We start from the raw sequence: 22,239 nt of genomic DNA, 5'->3' as shown, positions 1-22,239 counted from the left end.
AGGAACGGACGCTTCCTTTGTACTCACCCTCTCGGGCTTTCCTCCGGGCTTTCGTTCTTTCCTGCGTTTCCGACTCTATCAGACTCTTTCGTGTCTGACTTCCTCGGCGCTTTCCAGGTTCTTCGCTTTCGCGCTTTCCCTTTCCGGCGGTTCCGACTCTATCAGATCCTTTCGGGCCTGACTCCCAGTCAGAGGGGGTTGCGTTCCGGGCTGTTTGGCCCTTCCGGCGAGTGAGACAGTAGCGGATTCCCTGCCCCCGAAGCCAATCGGCGGCTGCGTCCTGGAACGCGGATTCCTCATTCGCAAATACGCATGAAAACGAGACGACACAGTGCGTCGTTCGTTCGAATGAGTAGTGCGGGATGGCTGTCCGGGGACCGACCGGAGTCGGCGCTCACGTCGGACAACTCGAAGAACCTTACGGACAGGGAACAGCCGTGTCAACCCCCGGCTGACCGTCCGGCGAAACTCACCCGGTCCTCATGTCCCAGGGGCTACGCTGCCTGCCATGACCACGCATGCACCCACGCTCAGCCTTCGTTGGTGGCCCGCCTGACGGCGGCCGACCATCCACGCGAGCACGCATGCGCTCACGGCCGCCGCTACGGCGGCCGTTTCCGTTTCTCCCCTCCCGGGAGTGGCTGGGCCGCCCGACGCGGCGGCCCCGACACCACACCGCAGGACATGAGGGAGAGACAGGACATGACGAGGATCTTCAGCGGGATCACCCCGTCCGGGCACCTGACGCTGGGCAACTACCTGGGAGCCCTGCGGCAGTGGGTCGCGGCCGAGCACGCGCCCTCGGACGCGCTGTTCTGCGTCGTCGACCTGCACGCCCTGACCGTGGAGCACGATCCGGCGCGGGTGCGCCGGCTCAGCCGGCAGGCCGCGACGCTGTTCCTCGCCGCCGGACTCGATCCACGGCGGTGCACCCTCTTCGTCCAGAGCCACGTCGCCGAGCACACCCGGCTCTCCTACCTGCTGGAGTGCACCGCCACCGACGGCGAGCTCCGGCGGATGATCCAGTACCGGGAGAAGTCCGCGAAGGCGGAGTCGGCCGGCCACGGCGTACGGCTGTCACTGCTGACCTACCCCGTGCTGATGGCCGCCGACATCCTGGCCTACGCCGCCGACGAGGTGCCGGTGGGCGAGGACCAGCGGCAGCACGTGGAGCTGACCCGGGACCTGGCGGTGCGGTTCAACCAGCGGTACGGGCAGACCTTCGCCGTGCCCAGGGTGACGCTGCCCGCCGTGGGCGCGCGGGTCATGGACCTCCAGGACCCGACGTCGAAGATGGGGAAGTCCAGTGAGAACGGCGCCGGGATCGTCTACCTCCTCGACGAGCCCGCGGTGATCACCAAGAAGGTGATGCGGGCGGTGACGGACAGCGGCGAGGGCGGAGTGGTCTACGACCGTGCCGCGCGGCCCGGGGTGGCGAACCTGCTGGACGTCCTGGCCGCCTGTACGGGCGGGGATCCGGAGAAGCTGGCCGAGGGCTACGCCCAGTACGGGCCGCTGAAGCGGGACGTCGCCGACGCCGTCGTGGAACTGCTGCGGCCGCTGCGCGAGCGGCACGCCGAGCTGGCGGCGGATCCGGGTGAGGTGGAGCGGGTACTGCGGGAGGGGGCCGAGCGGGCGCGGGGCATCGCGCGGCCCGTGGTGGACCGGGCGTACGAGGCCATCGGGCTGCTGCCCGCGTGAAGAGGGGGAGGCCGGCCCCGGGTGCGGGGCCGGCCTCCGTCCGTGCGCGCGTGCGCGCCGTGCGTCAGCTGTTGCCGGTGGCGAGTTCGCGGCTGCGGTCGCGGGCCGCTTCGAGGGCGGCGATGAGGGCCGCGCGGACGCCGTGCTTCTCCAGTTCGACGATGGCGTTGATCGTCGTCCCGGCGGGGGAGGTGACGGCCTCGCGGAGCTTCACGGGGTGTTCGCCGCTGTCGCGGAGCATCACGGCGGCGCCGATGGCGGCCTGGACGATGAGGTCGTGGGCCTGGGCGCGGGGCAGGCCGAGGAGGATGCCCGCGTCGGTCATGGCCTCGACGAGGAAGTAGAAGTAGGCGGGGCCGGAGCCGGAGAGGGCGGTGGCCGCGTCCTGCTGGGACTCCGGGACGCGCAGGGTCTTGCCGACGCCGCCGAAGATCTCCTCGGCGTGGGCGAGGTGCCCGGCGGTGGCGTGGCTGCCGGCCGAGATGACGGACATGGCCTCGTCGACGAGGGCGGGGGTGTTCGTCATGACGCGGACGACGGGGGTGCCGGGGGCCAGCCGCTCCTCGAAGAAGGCGGTGGGGATGCCGGCGGCTCCGCTGATGACGAGGCGGTCGGCGGGGACGTGGGGGGCGAGCTCTTCGAGGAGCTTGCCCATGTCCTGCGGCTTGACGGTGAGGATGAGGGTGTCGGCGCGCTTGGCGGCCTCGGCGTTGCTGACGGCCTCGACGCCGTAGCGGGTGTGGAGCTCGGCGGCGCGCTCCGGGCGGCGGGCGGTGACGAGCAGTTTGGCCGCGGGCCAGCCGCCCCGGATCATCCCGCTGAGCAGGGCCTCGCCGATCTTGCCGGTACCGAGGACTGCGACTGTCTGGGTCATGCCCGATTCACCTCGCCGAACGAACGTGGAGACGTACGGGATCATCCTCGCACCGGGCGGCGTGAGGCGGGACGGGTGTCCGCTCCGTGGGCGCCGGGCCGCTGTCAGGGGGTCCTGCGGCGGAGGGTGGCGGCGCCGAGGGCGAGGACGAGCAGGGCGCAGGCGGCGACGATGACGGCGTCGCGGACGAAGGCGGCGGTCATGTCGGTGTGGGTGAGGACCTGGGTCATGCCGTCGACGGCGTAGGACATCGGCATGACGTCGGAGATGGCTTCGAGGACGGGGTGCATGGTGCTGCGGGCGGCGAAGAGGCCGCACAGGAGCAGCTGGGGGAAGATCACGGCCGGCATGAACTGGACGGCCTGGAACTCGGACGCGGCGAAGGCGGAGACGAACAGGCCGAGGGCGGTGCCGAGGAGGGCGTCGAGCAGGGCGACGAGCAGCAGCAGCCAGGGGGAGCCGATGACGTCGAGGCCGAGGACCCAGAGGGCGAGGCCGGTGGCGAGGAGGGACTGGACCACGGCGACGGCGCCGAAGGCGAGGGCGTAGCCGGCGATGAGGTCGCCCTTGCCCAGGGGCATGGCGAGGAGGCGTTCGAGGGTGCCGGAGGTGCGTTCGCGCAGGGTGGCGATCGAGGTCACGAGGAACATCGTGATGAGGGGGAAGATGCCGAGGAGGGACGCGCCGATGTTGTCGAAGGTGCGCGGGCTGCCGTCGAAGACGTAGCGGAGCAGGGTCAGCATCAGGACGGGGACCAGCAGCATCAGGGCGATGGAGCGCGGGTCGTGGCGCAGCTGGCGCAGGACGCGGGCGGCGGTGGCGAGGGTGCGGGCGCCGTTCATCGCTGGGTCTCCCGGGTGAGTGCGTTCTCGTTCTGGTTCTCGTTCTGGTTCTCGTTCTGGTTCTCGTTCTGGTTCTCGTTCTGGTTCTGGTTCTGGTTCTGGCCGGCGTTGGCCTCGTCGACGAGGCGGAGGAAGCCTTCCTCGACGGTGGCGCTGCGGGTGCGGGCGCGGAGGGCTTCGGGGGTGTCCTGGGCGAGGATGCGGCCTTCGCGCATGAGGAGCAGGTCGTGGCAGCGCTCGGCCTCGTCCATGACGTGGGAGGAGACGAGGAGGGTGGTGCCGCGGGTGGCGGCGAGGTGGTGGAAGAGGTCCCAGAGGTCGCGGCGCAGGACGGGGTCGAGGCCGACGGTGGGTTCGTCGAGGACGAGGAGTTCGGGGGTGCCGAGGAGGGCGACGGCGAGGGAGACGCGGCTGCGCTGGCCGCCGGAGAGGTTTCCGGCGAGGGCGGTGGTGCGGCTGGTGAGGTCGACGTCGGCGATGGCCCGTTCGACGGCGGTACGACGGCGGTCGGCGGCGGCGCGTCCGGGGTCGAGGACGGCGGCGAAGTAGTCGAGGTTCTGCCGGACGGTGAGGTCGTCGTAGACGGAGGGGGCCTGGGTGACGTAGCCGACGCGGGAGCGGAGCTCGGGGTGGCCGGCGGGGCGGCCGAGGACGTCGAGGGTGCCGGTGGCGTGGGCCTGGGTGCCGACGACGGTGCGCATGAGGGTGGACTTGCCGCAGCCGGAGGGGCCGAGGAGGCCGGTGATGCGGCCGCGGGGGACGTCGAAGGCGATGTGGTCGAGGACGGTGCGGGGGTTGCGGCCGGTGCCGCGGCGGACGGTGAGGTCGCGGGCGTGGACGGCGGGCGGCGGCTCGTCCGACTGATTATTCATCATGCGATGAATAATGCTCCCGGGGGTGCCGGGCGTCAATCGGCCTGACGTCGGGAGGGGCGGCCGCCCCGTGCGCCGGGGTGCGGCTACTTCTTGCGCTTGGGGCGGCGGCGGGCGGCCGGGTTGCCCGTACGGGCGGTGCGGCGGCGGTCGTACTCGGCGGCGGCGCGCTCGTACTCGGCGCGGCGGAGCTTCTCGCCGGGGGCCTCGGTGAGGCTGCGCAGGAAGTAGGCGAGGAGGGAGCCGATGAAACCGATCGTCTTCAGCCCCTTGAGGGCCGCCTCGTCGGAGGACGGGGCGGGGCGGCGGCCGAAGGACTCCCAGGTCTTGGCGAAGGCGATGGCGGTGGCGATCGCGAAGAGCACGATCACGGAGATGCTGAGGAAGGCGCCGACGTTGCCGATCTCCAGGCCCTGGTAGGCGAGGCGCAGGAGGTAGGCGCCGAGGGCCGCGGCGGCGAGCGAGCCGACGGCGACGGCGGCGCGGCGCAGGGCGTAGCCGCCGTCGTGGTGCACCCAGGTGGTGCCGAAGAACCGGATCGGCTCGGGCTGCGGCCCGGCGGGCTGCCCGGCCGGCGCGGCGGGGGTGCTCTGGTCTCGCTGCTCTTCGCTCACACCGGCGATTATCCACCGGCGGGACTGACCCGCCGGTGGTGTCTCACCTGGCAGAACGGGTGACCGTCCGGCTACGGCGTCAGCCGCAGCGGCCGGCGACGTAGCCGTCGGAGCCGGTGTGGACGTAGGCGTCGGAGACGAACTGGCCGTTGCCGATGCAGTCCCACAGGTCGGTCGTGCCGTACGGCCCCGAGACCGTGGTGCCGGGGCACTGGCAGCGGATCGTGACACTGGCGCCCAGGGGCAGGACCCGGACGAGGGAGTAGTTGGTGCCCGGGCCGGAGCGGACGTTCACCTGGTAGCCCGGTGCGACCTGGTAGCTCTGGAAGCCCGAGTCGGCGGCCGCGAGGCCCTCGATCTGGCTGGAATCGTTCTCTACGGACATATGGATTCTCCCCCCATGGGTGTTGCTCCGCGCAACGCGCGCAGGGTAGCAAGCCCTTGGATGTTCCCATGGGCCATCGACTAGGCTCCTTCGGGGGTGGTGAGCGGTGCAGTCTCTGCGCGCGGAATCCGCCGGGTTTCCGGAGTACGCCGGGCAGTACCGGCTCGAATCCGTACTCGGCTCCGGCGGCATGGGCGTCGTCCACCTGGCCGCCTCCAGTTCGGGGCTGAAACTCGCCGTCAAGGTCGTGCACGCCCAGCACGCCGTGGACCCGGAGTTCCGGGCGCGGTTCCGGCAGGAGGTCGCGGCCGCGCGCAGGGTGAGCGGCGCCTTCACCGCTCCCGTCGTGGACGCCGACCCGGATGCCGAACGGCCCTGGATGGCCACCCTGTTCATCGACGCCCCGACGCTGTCCGAGCGGGTGCGCGAACGCGTCCTGGACCCCGTCGAGCTGACCCGCCTCGCCGCCGGGCTGGCGGAGGCGCTGCGGGACATCCACCGGGCCGGCGTGGTGCACCGGGACCTGAAGCCGAGCAACGTGCTGATGGCGCCGGACGGGGTGCGGGTCATCGACTTCGGCATCTCGCGCCCGGCGGACAGCGACCTGCGGACGGAGACCGGCAAGCTGATCGGGACCCCGCCCTTCATGGCGCCCGAGCAGTTCCAGCGGCCGCGCGAGGTCGGGACGGCCGCGGACGTGTTCGCGCTGGGTGCGGTGCTGGTGCACGCGGCGACCGGGCGCGGGCCGTTCGACTCCGACAGCCACTACCTGGTGGCGTACCAGGTCGTGCACAGCGAGCCCGACCTGACCGGGCTGCCGGCCCGGCTCGTGCCGATCGTGACGCGCTGCCTGGCCAAGGACCCGGCCGAACGGCCGACCGCCGAGGCGCTGATCGCGGAGGTACGGGCCGCGACGAGCCCGACGGCCGAGGACACCCAGGCCTTCATACCGCGGCCGCGCCTGCCCGTCGCCGACGAGGTCCTGACCCACCAGCGCGACGACGGCACCGCACCCGCCGCCGGACCGGCCCCGGAGGCGGGTCCCCCGTCGAAGCCCCGCCGGCGCCGCGCGGTGCTCGCGGCCGCCGCCGGGCTGGCCCTGGCCGTCACGGCCGCGGGCGGGTACCTGTACCTGGGGGCGGACGACGGCCCGTCCCGCCCGCAGTCCGCGCCCGGGGCGGGGACCGCGCAGCGCTTCGCCCCCTGGACCGCCGAGATCGGCGACCGCGGCACCGGCAACCGGGCGGCGGCCTGCTCCTGGCTGGCCGACGGGCTGTACTGCTCAGGTCGGGGCCTGGCCGTGGCACGACTGGACCCGGCGAAGGGCACGGCGCTCTGGTCCGTGCGGTCGGCGGCCGGCGCCGACCGCACGGCGGCGGACAGCGCCCCCCGGTACGGGGGCGGGGTGCTCCTGTCGGTGGCTTCGGGGAGCCGGCTGCTCCAGGCGCTGGACCCGGGCAACGGGACGGAGCGCTGGAAGCGGACCCTGCCGGACGCCACCCAGACGGTCGTGGCCGGCGACCGGGTGCTGCTCGCCGGTCCGACCGGGGAGGTGACCGCCCTCGACGCGTCCACCGGCGCCCCGCACTGGACGAAGAGGATCGGCGGAGTGGGCTCCGTCTGGTGGTCGGGGCCGGACGAGGCGGGGCGGCCCGCCCTGTACGTGGCCTCGCGGGACGCGGACGGCCGCTCGACGCAGCTCGCCTCCGTCGCCCCGGACAGCGGCGCCGAACGCTGGCAGCTGCGTACGTCGGGGCTGCTGCGCCTGGCGGGGGTGGCGGGCGGTGCCGCCTACCTGCTGGACGACGACGCGTCCGGCCGGACCAGGGCCGTCGTACGGGTGGACCTGGCGACCCGAGCCCAGCACCGCACCACGCTGGCGGTGCCGCTGTTCGACGCCGAGGCGGCCATCGGTCCCGACGGCACCGCCTACGCGTTCGGGACGGGCGGGCGGCTCGTCGCCGTCGGCCCGGACAAGGAGCGCTGGCAGCTGGAGACGGGCATGGCCTCCGCCTCCCGCCCGGTGTTCGCGGACGGGCGGGTCTACCTGACCGCGTCCGACGGCCGGCTGCTGGCCGTGGACGCCGCCGCCGGGAGGCTCCTCGGGCAGACCAGGCCGCGGATGGCCGCCGCGCAGGGCACGTTCAGCGCCACCCTCCCCGCCCCCGTCGTCGCCGACGGCCGGGTCTACGCCTCCGCGCCCGACGGCACGGCGTTCGCCCTGGACGCGCGGAACCCCGCCGGCTGGTGACGGCCGGCGCCGCCGGGCGCAGTCCCGGGCGGCGCAGCGGAGGTGCCGCCGCACGCCGCTGAGGTGTCCCCGTGCGGGAACGGACACCGAACCCCGCGCGGGAGACACGTAACCCCGGCTCCCGGGGGCCGGGAGCCGGGGTTCCGACGGGCCGGGGGCCGGGGTTCCGGAAGGTCAGCCCAGCTTCGAGACGTCGCGGACCGCGCCCTTGTCGGCGCTGGTGGCCATCGCCGCGTACGCGCGCAGGGCCGCCGAGACCGTGCGCTCGCGGGTCTTCGGGGCGTAGACGCCGCCGAGGGCCTCGTGGCGGGCGGCCAGCACGGCCTCGTCCACCAGGAGCTCGATCGACCGGTTCGGGATGTCGATGCGGATCCGGTCGCCGTCCTCGACGACCGCGATGTCGCCGCCCGAGGCCGCCTCCGGAGAGGCGTGGCCGATGGACAGGCCCGAGGTGCCGCCGGAGAAGCGGCCGTCCGTCACCAGCGCGCAGACCTTGCCGAGGCCGCGGCCCTTGAGGAAGGAGGTCGGGTAGAGCATCTCCTGCATGCCGGGGCCGCCGCGCGGGCCCTCGTAGCGGATGACGACGACGTCGCCGGGCTGGATCTGCTTCGTGAGGATCTTCTCGACGGCCTCGTCCTGCGACTCGCAGACGACCGCGGGGCCCTCGAAGGTCCAGATCGACTCGTCGACGCCGGCCGTCTTCACGACGCAGCCGTCGGCCGCGATGTTGCCGCGCAGGACGGCGAGGCCGCCGTCCTTGGAGTACGCGTGCTGCACGGAGCGGATGCAGCCGCCCTCGGCGTCGAGGTCGAGGGTCTCCCAGCGCTCGGACTGGGAGAAGGCGGTCGCGGAGCGCTTGCAGCCGGGGGCCGCGTGCCACAGCTCCATGGCCTCCTCGGACGCCGTGCCGGAACGCGCGTCCCACCGCGCGAGCCAGTCCTCCAGGCCCTCGGAGTGGACGGTGGTGACGTCCTTGTTGAGGAGGCCGCCGCGGTGCAGCTCGCCGAGGATGGCGGGGATGCCGCCGGCGCGGTGCACGTCCTCCATGTAGTACGTGCCGCCGGGGGCGACGTTCGGGGCGACCTTGGCCAGGCAGGGGACGCGGCGGGAGACGGCGTCGATGTCCTTGAGGTCGTAGTCCAGGCCCGCCTCCTGCGCGGCCGCCAGCAGGTGCAGGATCGTGTTGGTCGAGCCGCCCATGGCGATGTCCAGCGCCATGGCGTTCTCGAAGGCCTCGCGGGAGGCGATGCTGCGCGGCAGGACGGACTCGTCGCCGCCCTCGTAGTAGCGCTTGGTGATCTCCACGACCGTGCGGCCGGCGTTCTCGTACAGGGCGCGGCGGGCCGTGTGCGTGGCGAGGACGGAGCCGTTGCCGGGGAGGGCCAGGCCGATGGCCTCGGCGAGGCAGTTCATCGAGTTGGCGGTGAACATGCCGGAACACGAGCCGCAGGTCGGACAGGCGTTCTCCTCGATGCGCAGGATGTCCGCGTCCGAGACGTTCTCGTTGGAGGCGTCGACCATGGCGTCGATCAGGTCCAGCTTGCGGACGGTGCCGTCGACGAGGGTGGCCTGGCCGGCCTCCATAGGGCCGCCGGAGACGAAGACGACGGGGATGTTCAGGCGCATCGCGGCCATCAGCATGCCCGGGGTGATCTTGTCGCAGTTGGAGATGCAGATCAGCGCGTCGGCGCAGTGCGCCTCGACCATGTACTCGACGCTGTCCGCGATCAGGTCGCGGGAGGGCAGGGAGTACAGCATGCCGGCGTGGCCCATGGCGATGCCGTCGTCGACGGCGATCGTGTTGAACTCGCGCGGGATCGCGCCGGCGGCGCGGATCGCGTCGGAGACGATGCGGCCGACCGGGGCCAGGTGGGTGTGGCCGGGGACGAACTCGGTGAAGGAGTTGGCGACCGCGATGATCGGCTTGCCGATGTCCTCGCTCGCTACGCCCGACGCGCGCATCAGCGCACGAGCGCCTGCCATGTTGCGGCCGTGGGTGACGGTGCGGGACCTCAGCTCGGGCATGCGGTTTCACTCCCCATGAGTGCGGCTGCGCGTACGGCGGCCGCGACTGCGGATATGGCTCGGTTACGAGGCTACGCCCCACGCCCGCGATCCGGACACCTGGTCCGGATGCCGGGACGGCGGGGTCGCTCCTCGGTCACCGTCCCGCTCACGCCTCGGTGAGGTAGCGCTGGAGGGTCGGGGCCACCTGCGCCACGATCTCCTCCGGGTCCGCGGACGCGAGGGGCTCCACCTGGACGACGTAGCGCACGAAGGCGATGCCGATCAGGTGCGAGGCCGCCAGCTCGGCGCGGAAGGTCGGGTCCGGGACGTCGAGGTCGGCGGCGACCCGCTCCAGGACCCGGCGCAGGATCAGGGTCCGCAGCACCCTCGCGGCGGCCTCGTGGGTGAGCGCGGAGCGGATCACGGCGAGCAGCGGGGCGCGCGTGGCCGGGTTCTCCCACACCCCCAGGAAGTAGCGGGCCAGCCGCTCCCCGATGCCGTCCGGGCCCTCGCCGACGACGGCCGGGACCACCAGGGCGGGCTCCATGGTGACCTCGATGGCGGCGGCGAAGAGGTCGTCCTTGCTGCCGAAGTAGTGGTGCACCAGCGCCGGGTCCACCCCGGCCACCTTCGCGACACCGCGCACGGAGGTCTTGTCGTACCCGCGCTCCGCGAACACCTCGCGGGCGGCGAGGCGGATGCGCTCCTGGGTGCCGGGCCCGTCGTCCGCCTCGTCCTGGCGGGGCCGCCCGGGGCCGCGCCGCCGCCGGGCCGGCTCGGTCACCGCCGGCCCCCGTCCGGGGCGGCGAGGTGGCGGCGGGTGAAGGCCAGGGCCTCGGCGAGATCGGCCTCCCGCTCGGCGGAGGACATGGCGCGCCGCGTGTTGACCTCGATGACGATGTGGCCGTCGAAGGAGCTGCGGGCCAGGCCCGTCAGCAGTTCGGCGCAGGGCTGGGTGCCGCGCCCGGGGACCAGGTGCTCGTCCTTCGCGGAGCCGTTGCCGTCGGCGAGGTGGATGTGGGCGAGGCGGTCGCCCATCCGGTCGATCATGGCGGTGGCGTCGGTGCGGGCGGTGGCGGTGTGCGACAGGTCGACGGTGAAGTGGCGGTAGTCGTCCTTGGTCACGTCCCACTCGGGCGCGTAGGCGAGCATCTCGCGGTCGCGGTAGCGCCAGGGGTACATGTTCTCCACGGCGAACCGGACGTCTGTCTCCTCCGCCATCCGCCAGATCCCGGTGACGAAGTCGCGGGCGTACTGGCGCTGCCAGCGGAACGGCGGGTGCACGACGACGGTGGACGCCCCCAGCTTCTCGGCTGCGGCCCGGGCCCGCTGGAGCTTGGTCCACGGGTCGGTGGACCACACCCGCTGCGTGATCAGCAGGCAGGGCGCGTGCACGGCGAGGATCGGCACCCCGTGGTGGTCCGACAGCCGGCGCAGGGCCTCGACGTCCTGGCTGACGGGGTCCGTCCAGACCATGACCTCGACGCCGTCGTAGCCGAGGCGGGCGGCGATCTCGAAGGCCGTCGCCGTGGACTCCGGGTAGACGGAGGCGGTGGAGAGGGCGACTTTCGGGGCGCTGCTGCTCGGATTACGGACCACGGAGCCAGATTACGGGCCTGCCGCCCACGCCCCGGCACGCAAACCGACTCTCGTCATACTTTTCACATGGACGCGTGCGGGCGAGCGGTGGAAGCGGTGGCGGGAAGGCTCGGCGTTCGGCTACGAGCCCGACGCGCCCTGGCCCGCCCGCGGGAAACGTCGAGGCGGGCGAGGACATCCGCGACCTCGCCCGCCCTGAGGGCCACGCCCTCGGCGTGCGGGTGATCGAGACCCCCGAGGCCGTCCTGACGGCCTGCCAGACCCCCGAGCAGGCCTGGCACTTCGCCACACCGATGGCCCCGCCCCGTGCCCCTACGGCAGGTGGTCCAGGCGGCGGAGGATGACGCCTTCGCGGAGGGCCCAGGGGCAGATCTCCAGGGTGTCGACGCCGAAGAGGTCCATCGCGGCCTCCGCCACCAGGGCGCCCGCCAGGAGCTGGGAGGCGCGGCCGTCCGAGACGCCGGGGAGGGCGGACCGTTCCGCCGTGGTCATCGTCGCCAGGCGGGGGACCCATTCCTCCAGGGACTTCCGCGTCAGGTCGCGCTGGACGTACAGGCCGTCCGCCTCGCGGGCCGCGCCGGCGATGCGGGCCAGCTGCTTGAAGGTCTTCGAGGTGGCCACCACGTGGTCCGGTGCCCCGAAGCGGCTGAATTCGCCGACCGTGCGGGCGATCTGCGCCCGCACGTGGCGGCGCAGCGCCTTCACGTCCGCCGGGTCCGGCGGGTCGCCCGGGAGCCAGGCCGAGGTGAGGCGGCCCGCGCCCAGGGGGAGGGAGGCGGCGGCGTCGGGGTCCTCGTCGATGCCGTACGCGATCTCCAGCGAGCCGCCTCCGATGTCGAGGACCAGCAGCTTGCCCGCCGACCAGCCGAACCAGCGCCGGACCGCGAGGAAGGTGAGCCGGGCCTCGTCCTCACCGCTGAGCACCGGCAGCTCGACGCCGGTCTCGGCCTTGACGCGGGCCAGGACCTCGTCGGCGTTGGGGGCCTCGCGCACGGCGCTGGTCGCGAAGGGGAGGACGTCCTCGCAGCCCTTGTCCTCGGCGGCCTGCACGGCGTCGCCGATCACCGAGACCAGGCGCTCGACGCCCTCCGGGGTGATCGCCCCGGACTCGTCGAGCAGCTCCGCGAGCCGCAGCTGCTCCTTGTGGGAGTGCGCGGGCAGCGGGCGCGCGCCGGGGTGCGCATCCACCACCAGCAGATGGACCGTATTCGAACCCACATCCAGCACACCGAGTCTCATACGGGAAACGCTACTGGGCCGGACGCGGGGCGGTGGAGTAAGGGGCGCTTACGCTTGACTTTGTGCCAAATACGAAGAAGGCCATCAAGAAGCAGTCGAAGAAGAGCAAGGGCGCAGGGGCGGACGAGAAGGGCCTCGACTTCCCCCGGGCCTGGGTGGAGTTCCCCGATCCCGCCGACGAGGAGCAGGTCTTCCGCTGTGACCTGACCTGGCTGACCTCCCGCTGGACCTGCATTTTCGGCCGCGGCTGCCAGGGCATCCAGGCGGGCCGGGCCGAGGACGGCTGCTGCACGCTGGGCGCGCACTTCTCCGACGAGGACGACGAGAAGCGGGTCGCCGAGCACGTGGCGCGGCTGACGCCCGAGCTGTGGCAGTTCCACGACGTCGGCAGCGAGAGCGGCTGGACGCAGCTCGACGACGACGGGGAGAAGCAGACCCGCCGCTGGGACGGGGCGTGCATCTTCCTGAACCGGCCCGGCTTCCCCGCCGGGGCCGGCTGCTCGCTGCACATCCTGGCGCTGCAGAGCGGGCAGGAGCCGTTGGAGACGAAGCCGGACGTGTGCTGGCAGCTGCCGATCCGGCGCACGTACGACTGGATCGACCGGCCGGACGACACCCGTGTGCTCCAGGTGTCGATCGGGGAGTACGACCGGCGCGGCTGGGGGCCGGGCGGGCACGACCTGCACTGGTGGTGCACGTCGGCGACCTCGGCGCACGGGGCCGGGGAGCCGGTGTACGTGTCGTACCGGGCGGAGCTGACGGAGCTGATGGGCGAGGCGGGGTACGCGGAGCTGGTGAAGCTGTGCGAGGCGCGGCTGGCGTCGCTGCTGCCGATGGCCCCGCACCCCGCCGATCCGGTGTAGCCGCCGTACGGTCCCCCGCGCCCTAGGGCGCGGGGGGTGCCGGGGCGGGGGAAACCGTTCCTCCTGGGCCGGAGGACGGCGCCGGGTCCGTGGGCTCCGCCGGGGTCGGCGTGGGCGTGGGGGTCGGGGTGGGGTCCGGTGTGGGCGTGGGCGTCGGGGTCGGTGTGGGGGTCGGCGTCGGCGTGGGGTCCGGGGCGGGCTGGGTCGGGTCGGTGGCGGGTGCGGGGCGGCCGCGGCCCGAGACCGAGACGACGGCTCCGCCCGGGTCGACGCCGACGCGGGCGGTCCAGGCGCCGACGGGCTGGGCCCCGGTGTCGACGGTGATCCGCAGAGTGACCGTTTCCCCGGGGGCCAGGGTGCCCGCCGTCTGGCTCGCGCGCAGCCAGGGAGCGTCCGACCAGAGCCGCCAGTGGACGGGGCCGCCGCCGGACGCGGTGAGGGTGAGCAGGGTGGTGCCGCCGCGGCCGGCCGCGGCGACGGTGAGCCGGCCGGGGGCTCCGGGGCCGGCGGCCTCGGGGGTGGCGGGGGCGCCGCTGCTGATGACCTCGACGGAGACGTCGGGGGTGGCGGGGCCGGCGGCGAAGCCGGGTGCGCCGGTGGTGCGGGCGGTGTTGCCGGTGTTCTCGTACGCGGTGAGCGGGCGGCCCTCGGCGAGCGGGGGCGGGATCTGCGCCTCGCCGACGGAGATGCGGGTGCCGTCGCCGACGGGTTCGGCGATCGTCGGGGCGCCCCGGTAGGCGGCCCAGAGGGCGATGACGGGGGCGGCGACGACGGTGGCGACGACGGTGGTGGTCACGGCCCGGGACCGGAACCGGTCGCGGCGGGCGGCGCGGTCCTTGGGGTCCATGGGGAAGCCGGTGCGGTCGAAGCGCGGGCCGGGGCGGCCGCTGCGGCGGCGGCCGGAGTGCAGCATGGCCGCGCGGACGGCGCCGCGGGGGGCGGGGACGAGGGGGAGCGCGGCGTGCAGGCCGCCGGAGCCGGGCCAGGGTGCGGCGGCGCCGACGCGTTCGGCGACGCGGCGGCAGCGCGGGCAGTCGTCGACGTGGCGGACGAGCTCGGCGCGCAGGGTGCTGGACAGCAGGACGTCGCGGTCGCCGTCCTCGCCGGTGAGGCGGGAGACGGCCGGGCAGTTGCCCGTCTCGACGACGGCGAGGGCGGCGCGGGTGCGCTCGACCTCGCAGGCGGCGGCGGACAGCAGCTCGCGGGCGGCGGCGGGGGCGGTGCCGAGGACCGCGGCGAGCTCGGCGACGCCGAGGCGGTGGCGGACGGCGAGTTCGAGGGCCTCGCGCTGCTGGGGGGTGGTGCCCGCGGCCTCGGGCCAGGCGAGGCGGGCGAGCTCGGTGCGGCGGTGGGCGGCCAGGTGGGCGGACGCCTGGGCGGACGCGGCGGCTGAGGCAGGGGCGGAGGCAGGGGCAGGGGCAGGGGTGGACGCCGAAGCGGACGCAGTGGCGGACGCGGGAGCAGTTCCGTGGGATGCCGCAGGGGCGGTCGTGTGGGATGTCGCCGGGGCGGGTGCGGCGGCAGTCCCGTAGGCGGACGCGGCGGGCCCGTCAGCGGGCGCGGCGAGCGGGCGGGGCGTGGGGGGCGCAGGGTCGGGGGCGGTGTGCTCCGGCGCGCGCCGGGCGGAGTGCGCCCCCAGGCGGGCGCGCCGCTGTTCCGCCAGCCGGCGCAGGCAGGCCCAGCGGGCGAGGGCGTACAGCCAGGCGCGGCGGTCGCCCTCGTGGGGACATCGGCCGGGGTACCGGTCGGCGACGGCGAGGACGTCGCCGAGCGCGTCGGTGGCGGCGTCGTGGTCGCACAGGACGGAGAGGCAGTACGTGAACAGCCCGTCGAGGTAGGGCTCGTACGGGGAGGGCGGCGGGTCGGGGTCCGCGGCGCGCGCGCCCGCCGGATCCGCGGGGGCCGCCGGCCCGGCCGGGCCGTCCGTCCGGGGAAGCGCGGCCGTCGCCGCCGTCTCCTCCGGCCGGGGCACACCCGCCCGGGGTGTGCGCCGATGCGCCCGGTGTGCGCCGGTGCGTGATGCGGGGTCTCCCTGGTCGCTGCTGTTCACCTGGCGAAGGTAGGCGGCACGCCGGTGGGGCTCCGGAAGCCTTCCCCACTTTTAGCCCTTACGGGTGAACAGATCGCTACCGCGCTGACCGCTCCCCTGACGCCCGGACGGCACCGCGTTGTCGGTGGCGCCGGTTACCGTGGGCGGCATGGCTGCCCGTACCTCCCGCTCATCCGCCAAGGACCGCCCGTCCTTCCGCTGCACCGAGTGCGGCTGGACGACCGTGAAGTGGCTCGGCCGCTGCCCGGAGTGCCAGGCGTGGGGCACCGTCGAGGAGATGGGCGCGCCCGCGGTGCGCACCACCGCGGCCGGCCGCGTCACCTCCGCCGCGCTGCCGATCGCGCAGGTCGACGGCAGGACGGCGACCGCCCGCAGCACGGGCGTGGACGAGCTGGACCGCGTCCTCGGCGGCGGCCTCGTCCCCGGCGCGGTCGTGCTCCTCGCGGGCGAGCCGGGCGTCGGCAAGTCGACGCTGCTGCTCGACGTCGCGGCCAAGGCGGCCACCGGCGACCACCGCACCCTGTACGTCACCGGCGAGGAGTCGGCGAGCCAGGTGCGGCTGCGGGCCGACCGGATCAACGCCCTGAACGACCACCTCTACCTCGCCGCCGAGACCGACCTGTCCGCCGTCCTCGGCCACCTCGACGCGGTGCAGCCCTCGCTCCTGGTGCTGGACTCCGTGCAGACCATCGCCTCCCCCGAGATCGACGGCGCGCCGGGCGGCATGGCCCAGGTCCGGGAGGTGGCGGGGGCGCTGATCCGCGCCTCGAAGGAGCGGGGCATGGCCACCCTCCTCGTCGGCCACGTCACCAAGGACGGGGCCATCGCCGGCCCCCGCCTGCTGGAGCACCTGGTCGACGTGGTGCTGAGCTTCGAGGGCGACCGGCACGCCCGGCTGCGCCTGGTGCGCGGCGTGAAGAACCGGTACGGGGCGACCGACGAGGTCGGCTGCTTCGAGCTGCACGACGAGGGCATCACCGGGCTCGCCGACCCCAGCGGGCTGTTCCTGACCCGGCGCGCCGAGGCGGTGCCGGGGACCTGCCTGACCGTGACGCTGGAGGGCAAGCGCCCGCTGGTCGCGGAGGTGCAGGCGCTGACCGTGGACTCGCAGATCCCCTCCCCGCGCCGCACGACCTCCGGCCTGGAGACCTCGCGCGTCTCGATGATGCTGGCGGTGCTGGAGCAGCGCGGCCGGATCACGGCGCTGGGCAAGCGGGACATCTACAGCGCGACGGTGGGCGGGGTGAAGCTGACGGAGCCGGCCGCCGACCTGGCGATCGCGCTGGCCCTGGCCTCCGCGGCGAGTGACGTGCCGCTGCCGAAGAACCTGGTCGCGATCGGGGAGGTCGGGCTGGCCGGCGAGGTGCGGCGGGTGACCGGGGTGCAGCGGCGCCTCGCGGAGGCGCACCGGCTCGGGTTCACGCACGCGCTGGTCCCGGCGGATCCGGGGAAGGTCCCGCCGGGCATGAAGGTCACCGAGGTCGCGGACGTGGGGGACGCGCTGCGGGTCCTGCCGCGCGGGCGGTCCCGTACGCCGGCGAAGGAGCGGGCCGCGGCCGCCCCGGCGGAATGATCCGCTCCGCCGGGGGGCCCGGGGCGCAGGTCAGCGGGGCCGTACGGGCTGCCGCCGCGGCGGTGCGGGCCAAGGCCCGGCGGGCGCACAGGTGGCGCCGGTAGACTTTGTGCTGGTCCGCCCGGCCCTACGCAGGCGGCGCAACCCGCGACCGGAGGAGTGCAGTGGCAGCCAAGGACGGGGCAGCAGCATCCGGCAAGTCGGGCGCGAGCTCCAAGCACGAGGCGTTGATGCGCGCCTCCCTGACCGCGGTCGCCCCTGGTCAGCCGCTGCGTGACGGCCTCGAACGGATCGTCCGCGGCAACACGGGCGGGCTGATCGTCCTCGGCATGGACAAGGCGGTCGAGGCGATGTGCACCGGCGGCTTCGTCCTGGACGTGGAGTTCACCGCGACCCGGCTGCGGGAACTGTGCAAGCTCGACGGCGCCCTGATCCTGGACAAGGACCTGACGAAGATCCTGCGGGCCGGCGTGCAGCTCGTGCCGGACGCGTCGATCCCGACGGAGGAGACGGGCACCCGTCACCGGACCGCGGACCGCGTCTCGAAGCAGTGCGGGTTCCCGGTGGTGTCGGTCTCCCAGTCGATGCGGCTGATCGCGCTGTACGTGGACGGGGAGCGGCGCGTCCTGGAGGAGTCCGGGGCGATCCTGTCCCGCGCGAACCAGGCGCTGGCCACGCTGGAGCGGTACAAGCTGCGCCTCGACGAGGTCGCGGGGACGCTGTCGGCGCTGGAGATCGAGGACCTGGTCACGGTCCGCGACGTGACGGCGGTGGCCCAGCGGCTGGAAATGGTCCGCCGGATCGCGACCGAGATCGCCGAGTACGTGGTCGAACTGGGCACGGACGGGCGACTGCTGTCGCTCCAGCTGGACGAGCTGACGGTGGGGATCGAGCAGGAGCGGGAGCTGGTGGTCCGGGACTACGTTCCGGAACCGACGGCGAAGCGCTCCCGCACGGTGGAGGAGGCGCTGCCGGCGCTGGACGCGCTGACGCATGCGGAACTGCTGGAGCTGGGGATCGTGGCGAAGGCGCTCGGGTACACCGGGTCGCCGGAGACCCTGGACTCGGCGGTGTCGCCCCGCGGCTACCGGCTGCTGGCGAAGGTCCCGCGACTGCCCGGGGCGATCATCGAGCGGCTCGTGGAGCACTTCGGGGGGCTGCAGAAGCTGCTGGCCGCCAGCGTGGACGACCTGCAGACCGTGGACGGGGTCGGCGAGGCCCGGGCCCGGAGCGTGCGGGAGGGGCTCTCGCGGCTCGCGGAGTCGTCGATCCTGGAGCGCTACGTCTAGGTTCCGCCGCGCCCCGCGCGTCGAACGCCGACGGGGCCGCACCGCGCCGGGCGCGCGGTGCGGCCCCGTCGGCGTTCTCAGTCCTGCTTCAGGACGAAGGACGTGCGGGCCACCGGGAGGCCCGGGGAGCGGGCCTCGACCACGTAGGTGTCGGGGGCCGGGGTGCCCGCCGGCGGCGACTGGCACTGGTCGGCCGCGCTGGGCTTGCGGTCCCATTCCAGCGACTGCTTGGCCTCGCCCTGCGCCGGGACCCGGAAGTACGCGTTGGCCGGGCCCGACGGGCAGTCGGCCGAGGACCAGACCTGCTTGGCGCCGGTCGTCTGGAAGATCGTCACGACGGCCTGCTTCGGGCCGAGTCCGACCTTGCAGGTGCTGCCGGTGATGTTGCGGACGATCAGTTCGAGGCGCGGCTTCTCGTTCGTCTCGTACTCGTTCTTCACGCTCTTGACCTCCCACTGCACCGCGCTCGCCGCGCAGGTGGGGAGGGGGGAGTCGGCCGGTAGGGCCGCAGCGGCGCCCGCACCGCCGGACGCGGAGCCCGCGCCCGCGCCGCCGCCCTGGTCGGGGTTCTTCGAGGTGCCGCCGCCCGAGCCGGGGCCCGCGCCGGAGCCCGACTCCGCGCGTCCGCCCGGGGCCTGACTGATCGCCGGGCCGGATCCGGAGGGGCCCGGGGTGATCGTCCGTACCGGGCCGGAGCCCTCGCCCCCGCCCTTGCCGTTCGTACTCGTGCCGGCCCCACCGGAACTGACGAACCATACGGCGAGCAGCGCGACGAGCGCGGCGACGGACGCCAGAACAGCCCTCCGCCGCCAGTAAATGGAGGAGGGAAGCGGCCCGACCGGATTGCGCAGAGATCCCACGTACCGAACCTTACGAGAACTCGCGCCGCGATCAGTGCCCCACATGCCGTGCATACGACGGGTTTTGGCGATGATCATCTCGGGGGACGGCTGCGGAACGACAAGATCAGGCCAGGGTCTGACGTGGCCCCGACCAGCGGTTGAGTACGGTCAGTCACCATGGACACCTCCGACCTCTACCGCGACATCACCGACTTCGCCCACGACACGCCCCACTGGGTGCAGTCGGCCTTCGAGGTCTGGACCGAATACGGGCTCCTGCTCTTCGGTCTGCTCTACATAGCCGTCTGGTGGCGTGCGCGCGGGCGGCGCGACCCACAGGCCGTGGCGCGCGCCGTGCTCGCGCCGCTGGTGACCGCGCTCGTGTACGTCGCCTCCGAGGTGGTGAAGTCGACCATCGACGAGGAGCGGCCCTGCCGGGCGGTGGCCCGGGCGGCCGCCCCGCTGGTCCCGTGTCCGCCGTACGGGGACTGGTCCTTCCCCAGCAACCACTCCGCCATCGCGGGCGCCGCCGCCGTCGCGCTGGCCCTGGCCGTGCCCCGCCTGGCGGCGCTGACCCTGCCCATGGCGGCGCTCATGGCCTTCTCGCGGGTGTTCGTGGGCGTGCACTACCCGCACGACGTGGGGATGGGCCTGCTGCTCGGCGCCTCGCTGGGCGCGCTGGCCGTGGCCCTGCTGACCGGCCCGATGACCCGGGTGATCGCCGCCGTACAGGGGAGCGGGATCCGCGCGGCCGTCTGGTTCACCGGTCCGGGCCCCGCGCGCCACCCGTAGAACGTGCCAGGATGCCTCTGACATGACTGCATCCGCCGAATCCACCGCGTCCGCGTCCCCCCTGCACGAGCCCGTCATCGCGTGGTTCGACGAACACGCCCGCGACCTGCCCTGGCGCCGCCCCGAGGCCGGCCCCTGGGGGGTCATGGTCAGCGAGTTCATGCTCCAGCAGACCCCCGTCAGCCGGGTGCTGCCGGTGTACGAGCAGTGGCTCGCCCGCTGGCCCCGGCCCGCCGACCTGGCCGCCGAGGCGCCGGGCGAGGCCGTACGGGCCTGGGGGCGGCTCGGCTACCCCCGGCGGGCCCTGCGCCTGCACGGCGCGGCCTCGGCGATAACGGAACGCCACGGCGGCGACGTGCCGCGCGACCACGCGCAGCTGCTCGCGCTGCCCGGGATCGGCGAGTACACGGCCGCCGCGGTGGCCTCCTTCGCCTACGGGCAGCGGCACGCGGTCCTCGACACCAACGTGCGCCGGGTCTTCGCCCGCACCTCGACGGGGATCGAGTACCCGCCGAACGCGACCACCGCCGCCGAGCGGCGCCTGGCGCGGGCCCTGCTGCCCGAGGACGAGCCGACGGCGGCCCGCTGGGCGGCGGCCTCGATGGAGCTGGGCGCGCTCGTCTGCACGGCCAAGAGCCCCGACTGCGTCCGCTGCCCGGTGGCCGGCCTGTGCGCCTGGCGGCTGGCCGGGAAGCCCGCGCACGACGGGCCGCCGCGGCGCGGGCAGACGTACGCCGGGACCGACCGGCAGGTGCGCGGCCGGCTGCTGGCCGTCCTGCGCGAGGCGACGGGGCCGGTGGCCCAGGCGCAGCTCGACGCCGTGTGGGACGAGCCGGTGCAGCGGGCCAGGGCCCTGGACGGGCTGGTCTCCGACGGGCTGGTCGAGCCGCTCGCCCGCGGGATGTACCGCCTGCCACAGGGCTAGCCGCGGATTCCGGGGGTCCGGCCCCCGGAATCCGCAGGTGGGCCGGGTGGGCCCGGGGGCGGCCCGAAGTTGACGCGAGCATTCCGCTTGGGATCGGGAAACCCCAGCTCACGGGCACTGTTACACAACCTACGGGTGTCCGTGCGCCCACCGCAGGCTGACCCGCACAGTGCCGTGACAACCCCTCCGTACCTTCGGATCCGTAAGACAGCGGGTCACGGGGACGGCAGCGGAGGCGATCTAGATGGCGCACGGAGATGTACTCGAGTTCGAGGAGTACGTACGCACGCGGCAGGACGCCCTCCTGCGCAGCGCCCGGCGCCTGGTCCCGGACCCCACGGACGCCCAGGACCTCCTCCAGACCGCCCTCGTGCGCACCTACGGGCGCTGGGAGGGCATCGCCGACAAGTCCCTGGCCGACGCCTACCTGCGCCGCGTCATGATCAACACGCGGACCGAGTGGTGGCGGGCCCGCAAGCTCGACGAGGTCCCCACCGAGCAGCTGCCGGACGCCTCCGTCGAGGACGGCTCCGACCAGCGCGCCGACCGCGCCCTGCTCATGGACATCCTCAAGGTGCTCGCGCCCAAGCAGCGCAGTGTCGTGGTGCTGCGACACTGGGAGCAGATGAGCACCGAGGAGACGGCCGCGGCGCTCGGAATGTCGGCGGGAACCGTGAAGAGCACACTGCACCGCGCACTGGCCCGGCTCCGCCAGGAGCTGGAGAGCCGGGACCTGGACATGCGTGCGCTCGAACGCGGTGACCACACCACGCGTTACGAGGGGCGGGAGCGGTGCGCGGCCTGAACGGCCAAAGCCTGAGCGGTAGAAGCTCGCTGGTGCTGACGTCGGCGGGGACGGTCGTCCTCGTCGGCACAGTGCTGTTCGCGGCCGGCTGCTCCACCGGCGGGACCGGCCTGCGCGACGGCGGCCCCGCCCGCACGGAGTCGGTGACGCGCAACAACCAGCCGACCACCGCGCCCACCGGGCCGGTGGCCCCGGGCCACTCCCCCGCCGCGGGGACGGCGAACCCCCTCAAGAAGGTCGACCCGGTGGCCCTGCTGAAGGCGGACCCCAAGGTCAGCGCCGAGGTCAAGCGGGACCTCAAGCCCTGCACGGGCAAGGAGTACCCGGTCGACGTGAGCTACGGGAAGATCACCGGGAGCTCCGTCGTCGACATCGTCGTCAACGTCCTGTCCTGCGCCGATGCCCTGGGCCGGGGCTCGTACGTGTACCGGTCGGACGGCGGGAAGTACGAGAATGTCTTCGCCGACGAGCAGCCGCCCGTCTACGCCGAGATCGACCGGGGCGACCTGGTGGTCAGCAAGCCCGTCTACGGCAAGAGCGACGCGGCCGCCTACCCCTCCGGCGAGGACGTGATCACGTACCGCTGGAACGGGGAGAAGTTCACCGAGCAGGACCGGGTCCACTCGGAGTACAGCAACGTCGGCGACGGCGCGGGCCAGCCGGCTCCGGCCGTCAGCCAGAAGAACTGACCGCACAAGCAGACGGAACGACGGAGT

The 22,239-nt window shown here is 73.8% G+C and carries 20 protein-coding genes; 9 read left to right on the top strand and 11 right to left on the bottom strand.

Translation table 11 applies throughout. From position 1 onward, the window contains the following. The first annotated feature begins 702 nt into the window (after nt 1–702). Complete coding sequence (gene trpS, locus ACIRBY_RS35150; protein WP_403908426.1) at nt 703–1,701, top strand: tryptophan--tRNA ligase; 999 nt, start codon at nt 703–705, stop codon at nt 1,699–1,701. A gap of 64 nt (nt 1,702–1,765) precedes the next feature. On the opposite strand, the gene proC is transcribed toward trpS, so the two are convergent. From proC to ACIRBY_RS35125, 5 genes are all read right to left on the bottom strand, one after another. After that, entirely contained in the window at nt 1,766–2,575 is an 810-nt protein-coding gene (gene proC / locus ACIRBY_RS35145; RefSeq protein WP_366449638.1) for a pyrroline-5-carboxylate reductase, read from the bottom strand. 104 nt (nt 2,576–2,679) lie between these two features. Further along, nucleotides 2,680–3,417 carry an ABC transporter permease gene (locus ACIRBY_RS35140; protein ID WP_403908423.1) on the bottom strand — a complete coding sequence of 246 codons (738 nt, stop codon included), beginning with the start codon at nt 3,415–3,417 and terminating at the stop codon, nt 2,680–2,682. After that, nucleotides 3,414–4,292 carry an ABC transporter ATP-binding protein gene (locus ACIRBY_RS35135; protein WP_403908421.1) on the bottom strand — a complete coding sequence of 293 codons (879 nt, stop codon included), beginning with the start codon at nt 4,290–4,292 and terminating at the stop codon, nt 3,414–3,416. The genes ACIRBY_RS35140 and ACIRBY_RS35135 overlap by 4 nt, the downstream gene beginning before the upstream one ends. 83 nt (nt 4,293–4,375) lie before the next feature. Next, nucleotides 4,376–4,903 (bottom strand): hypothetical protein, encoded by a 528-nt coding sequence (locus tag ACIRBY_RS35130; protein ID WP_403908419.1) that lies wholly within the window; start codon nt 4,901–4,903, stop codon nt 4,376–4,378. A 79-nt stretch (nt 4,904–4,982) separates the two neighbouring features. After that, nucleotides 4,983–5,288: a peptidase gene (locus tag ACIRBY_RS35125; RefSeq protein WP_390688002.1), complete on the bottom strand. Its 306-nt coding sequence runs from the start codon at nt 5,286–5,288 to the stop codon at nt 4,983–4,985. A gap of 106 nt (nt 5,289–5,394) precedes the next feature. Between ACIRBY_RS35125 and ACIRBY_RS35120 the strand changes: the two genes are divergently transcribed. After that, nucleotides 5,395–7,539, top strand: coding sequence for a PQQ-binding-like beta-propeller repeat protein (locus ACIRBY_RS35120; RefSeq protein WP_403908417.1), 2,145 nt, complete (start codon nt 5,395–5,397; stop codon nt 7,537–7,539). Between the two features lie 174 nt (nt 7,540–7,713). Here the strand turns inward: ACIRBY_RS35120 and ilvD are convergent, their stop codons facing one another. From ilvD to ACIRBY_RS35100, 4 genes are all read right to left on the bottom strand, one after another. Further along, on the bottom strand, nt 7,714–9,564 hold the full coding sequence (gene ilvD / locus ACIRBY_RS35115; protein WP_403908415.1) for a dihydroxy-acid dehydratase: 1,851 nt from the start codon (nt 9,562–9,564) through the stop codon (nt 7,714–7,716). Between the two features lie 148 nt (nt 9,565–9,712). After that, entirely contained in the window at nt 9,713–10,330 is a 618-nt protein-coding gene (locus ACIRBY_RS35110; protein ID WP_403908413.1) for a TetR family transcriptional regulator, read from the bottom strand. After that, a complete protein-coding gene (locus tag ACIRBY_RS35105; protein WP_403908411.1) occupies nt 10,327–11,145 on the bottom strand; it encodes a sugar phosphate isomerase/epimerase family protein in 819 nt (272 codons plus the stop codon). The genes ACIRBY_RS35110 and ACIRBY_RS35105 overlap by 4 nt, the downstream gene beginning before the upstream one ends. 312 nt (nt 11,146–11,457) lie before the next feature. Next, nucleotides 11,458–12,384 (bottom strand): Ppx/GppA family phosphatase, encoded by a 927-nt coding sequence (locus ACIRBY_RS35100; protein ID WP_403908409.1) that lies wholly within the window; start codon nt 12,382–12,384, stop codon nt 11,458–11,460. Nucleotides 12,385–12,446: 62 nt separating this feature from the next. Here ACIRBY_RS35100 and ACIRBY_RS35095 point away from each other — a divergent pair, with 62 nt between their 5' ends. Further along, entirely contained in the window at nt 12,447–13,247 is an 801-nt protein-coding gene (locus tag ACIRBY_RS35095; RefSeq protein ID WP_403908407.1) for a hypothetical protein, read from the top strand. Between the two features lie 22 nt (nt 13,248–13,269). On the opposite strand, the gene ACIRBY_RS35090 is transcribed toward ACIRBY_RS35095, so the two are convergent. Beyond that, complete coding sequence (locus ACIRBY_RS35090) at nt 13,270–15,297, bottom strand: hypothetical protein (RefSeq protein ID WP_403908405.1); 2,028 nt, start codon at nt 15,295–15,297, stop codon at nt 13,270–13,272. A gap of 148 nt (nt 15,298–15,445) precedes the next feature. Here ACIRBY_RS35090 and radA point away from each other — a divergent pair, with 148 nt between their 5' ends. Both radA and disA read left to right on the top strand, forming a co-directional pair. Further along, the gene (gene radA, locus ACIRBY_RS35085) at nt 15,446–16,870 is read left to right on the top strand and encodes a DNA repair protein RadA (protein ID WP_403908403.1); all 1,425 of its coding nucleotides are present in this window, start codon (nt 15,446–15,448) and stop codon (nt 16,868–16,870) included. 164 nt (nt 16,871–17,034) lie between these two features. Next, on the top strand, nt 17,035–18,159 hold the full coding sequence (gene disA / locus ACIRBY_RS35080) for a DNA integrity scanning diadenylate cyclase DisA (protein ID WP_390688011.1): 1,125 nt from the start codon (nt 17,035–17,037) through the stop codon (nt 18,157–18,159). Between the two features lie 77 nt (nt 18,160–18,236). On the opposite strand, the gene ACIRBY_RS35075 is transcribed toward disA, so the two are convergent. After that, on the bottom strand, nt 18,237–19,019 hold the full coding sequence (locus ACIRBY_RS35075; RefSeq protein WP_403908400.1) for a hypothetical protein: 783 nt from the start codon (nt 19,017–19,019) through the stop codon (nt 18,237–18,239). A gap of 159 nt (nt 19,020–19,178) precedes the next feature. Here ACIRBY_RS35075 and ACIRBY_RS35070 point away from each other — a divergent pair, with 159 nt between their 5' ends. The 4 genes from ACIRBY_RS35070 (at nt 19,179) to ACIRBY_RS35055 (ending at nt 22,212) form a co-directional block, all read left to right on the top strand. Next, nucleotides 19,179–19,793, top strand: a complete 615-nt coding sequence (locus ACIRBY_RS35070; protein ID WP_403908398.1) for a phosphatase PAP2 family protein — start codon at nt 19,179–19,181, stop codon at nt 19,791–19,793. A 22-nt stretch (nt 19,794–19,815) separates the two neighbouring features. Then, complete coding sequence (locus ACIRBY_RS35065) at nt 19,816–20,718, top strand: A/G-specific adenine glycosylase (RefSeq protein ID WP_403908396.1); 903 nt, start codon at nt 19,816–19,818, stop codon at nt 20,716–20,718. A 244-nt stretch (nt 20,719–20,962) separates the two neighbouring features. After that, the gene (locus ACIRBY_RS35060) at nt 20,963–21,523 is read left to right on the top strand and encodes a SigE family RNA polymerase sigma factor (RefSeq protein WP_366449658.1); all 561 of its coding nucleotides are present in this window, start codon (nt 20,963–20,965) and stop codon (nt 21,521–21,523) included. Nucleotides 21,524–21,552: 29 nt separating this feature from the next. After that, nucleotides 21,553–22,212 (top strand): hypothetical protein, encoded by a 660-nt coding sequence (locus tag ACIRBY_RS35055; RefSeq protein ID WP_403908436.1) that lies wholly within the window; start codon nt 21,553–21,555, stop codon nt 22,210–22,212. Nucleotides 22,213–22,239 lie beyond the last annotated feature (27 nt).

Origin of the sequence: Streptomyces sp. NPDC096136, from assembly GCF_044763325.1 — a bacterium.
Taxonomy (GTDB): Bacteria; Actinomycetota; Actinomycetes; order Streptomycetales; family Streptomycetaceae; genus Streptomyces.
Note: the sequence above shows the minus strand (reverse complement) of the source record. Positions and strands in the feature narration are given on the sequence as shown.

What these genes read in the sequence shown, in the direction of transcription:
- trpS (WP_403908426.1), top strand. Translation starts at nt 703, where the DNA reads ATGACGAGGATCTTCAGCGGGATCACCCCGTCCGGGCACCTGACGCTG.
- ACIRBY_RS35070 (WP_403908398.1), top strand. Translation starts at nt 19,179, where the DNA reads ATGGACACCTCCGACCTCTACCGCGACATCACCGACTTCGCCCACGAC.
- ACIRBY_RS35100 (WP_403908409.1), bottom strand. Translation starts at nt 12,384, where the DNA reads ATGAGACTCGGTGTGCTGGATGTGGGTTCGAATACGGTCCATCTGCTG.
- ACIRBY_RS35140 (WP_403908423.1), bottom strand. Translation starts at nt 3,417, where the DNA reads ATGAACGGCGCCCGCACCCTCGCCACCGCCGCCCGCGTCCTGCGCCAG.
- ACIRBY_RS35065 (WP_403908396.1), top strand. Translation starts at nt 19,816, where the DNA reads ATGACTGCATCCGCCGAATCCACCGCGTCCGCGTCCCCCCTGCACGAG.
- ACIRBY_RS35060 (WP_366449658.1), top strand. Translation starts at nt 20,963, where the DNA reads ATGGCGCACGGAGATGTACTCGAGTTCGAGGAGTACGTACGCACGCGG.
- proC (WP_366449638.1), bottom strand. Translation starts at nt 2,575, where the DNA reads ATGACCCAGACAGTCGCAGTCCTCGGTACCGGCAAGATCGGCGAGGCC.
- radA (WP_403908403.1), top strand. Translation starts at nt 15,446, where the DNA reads ATGGCTGCCCGTACCTCCCGCTCATCCGCCAAGGACCGCCCGTCCTTC.
- ACIRBY_RS35125 (WP_390688002.1), bottom strand. Translation starts at nt 5,288, where the DNA reads ATGTCCGTAGAGAACGATTCCAGCCAGATCGAGGGCCTCGCGGCCGCC.
- ilvD (WP_403908415.1), bottom strand. Translation starts at nt 9,564, where the DNA reads ATGCCCGAGCTGAGGTCCCGCACCGTCACCCACGGCCGCAACATGGCA.
- ACIRBY_RS35135 (WP_403908421.1), bottom strand. Translation starts at nt 4,292, where the DNA reads ATGATGAATAATCAGTCGGACGAGCCGCCGCCCGCCGTCCACGCCCGC.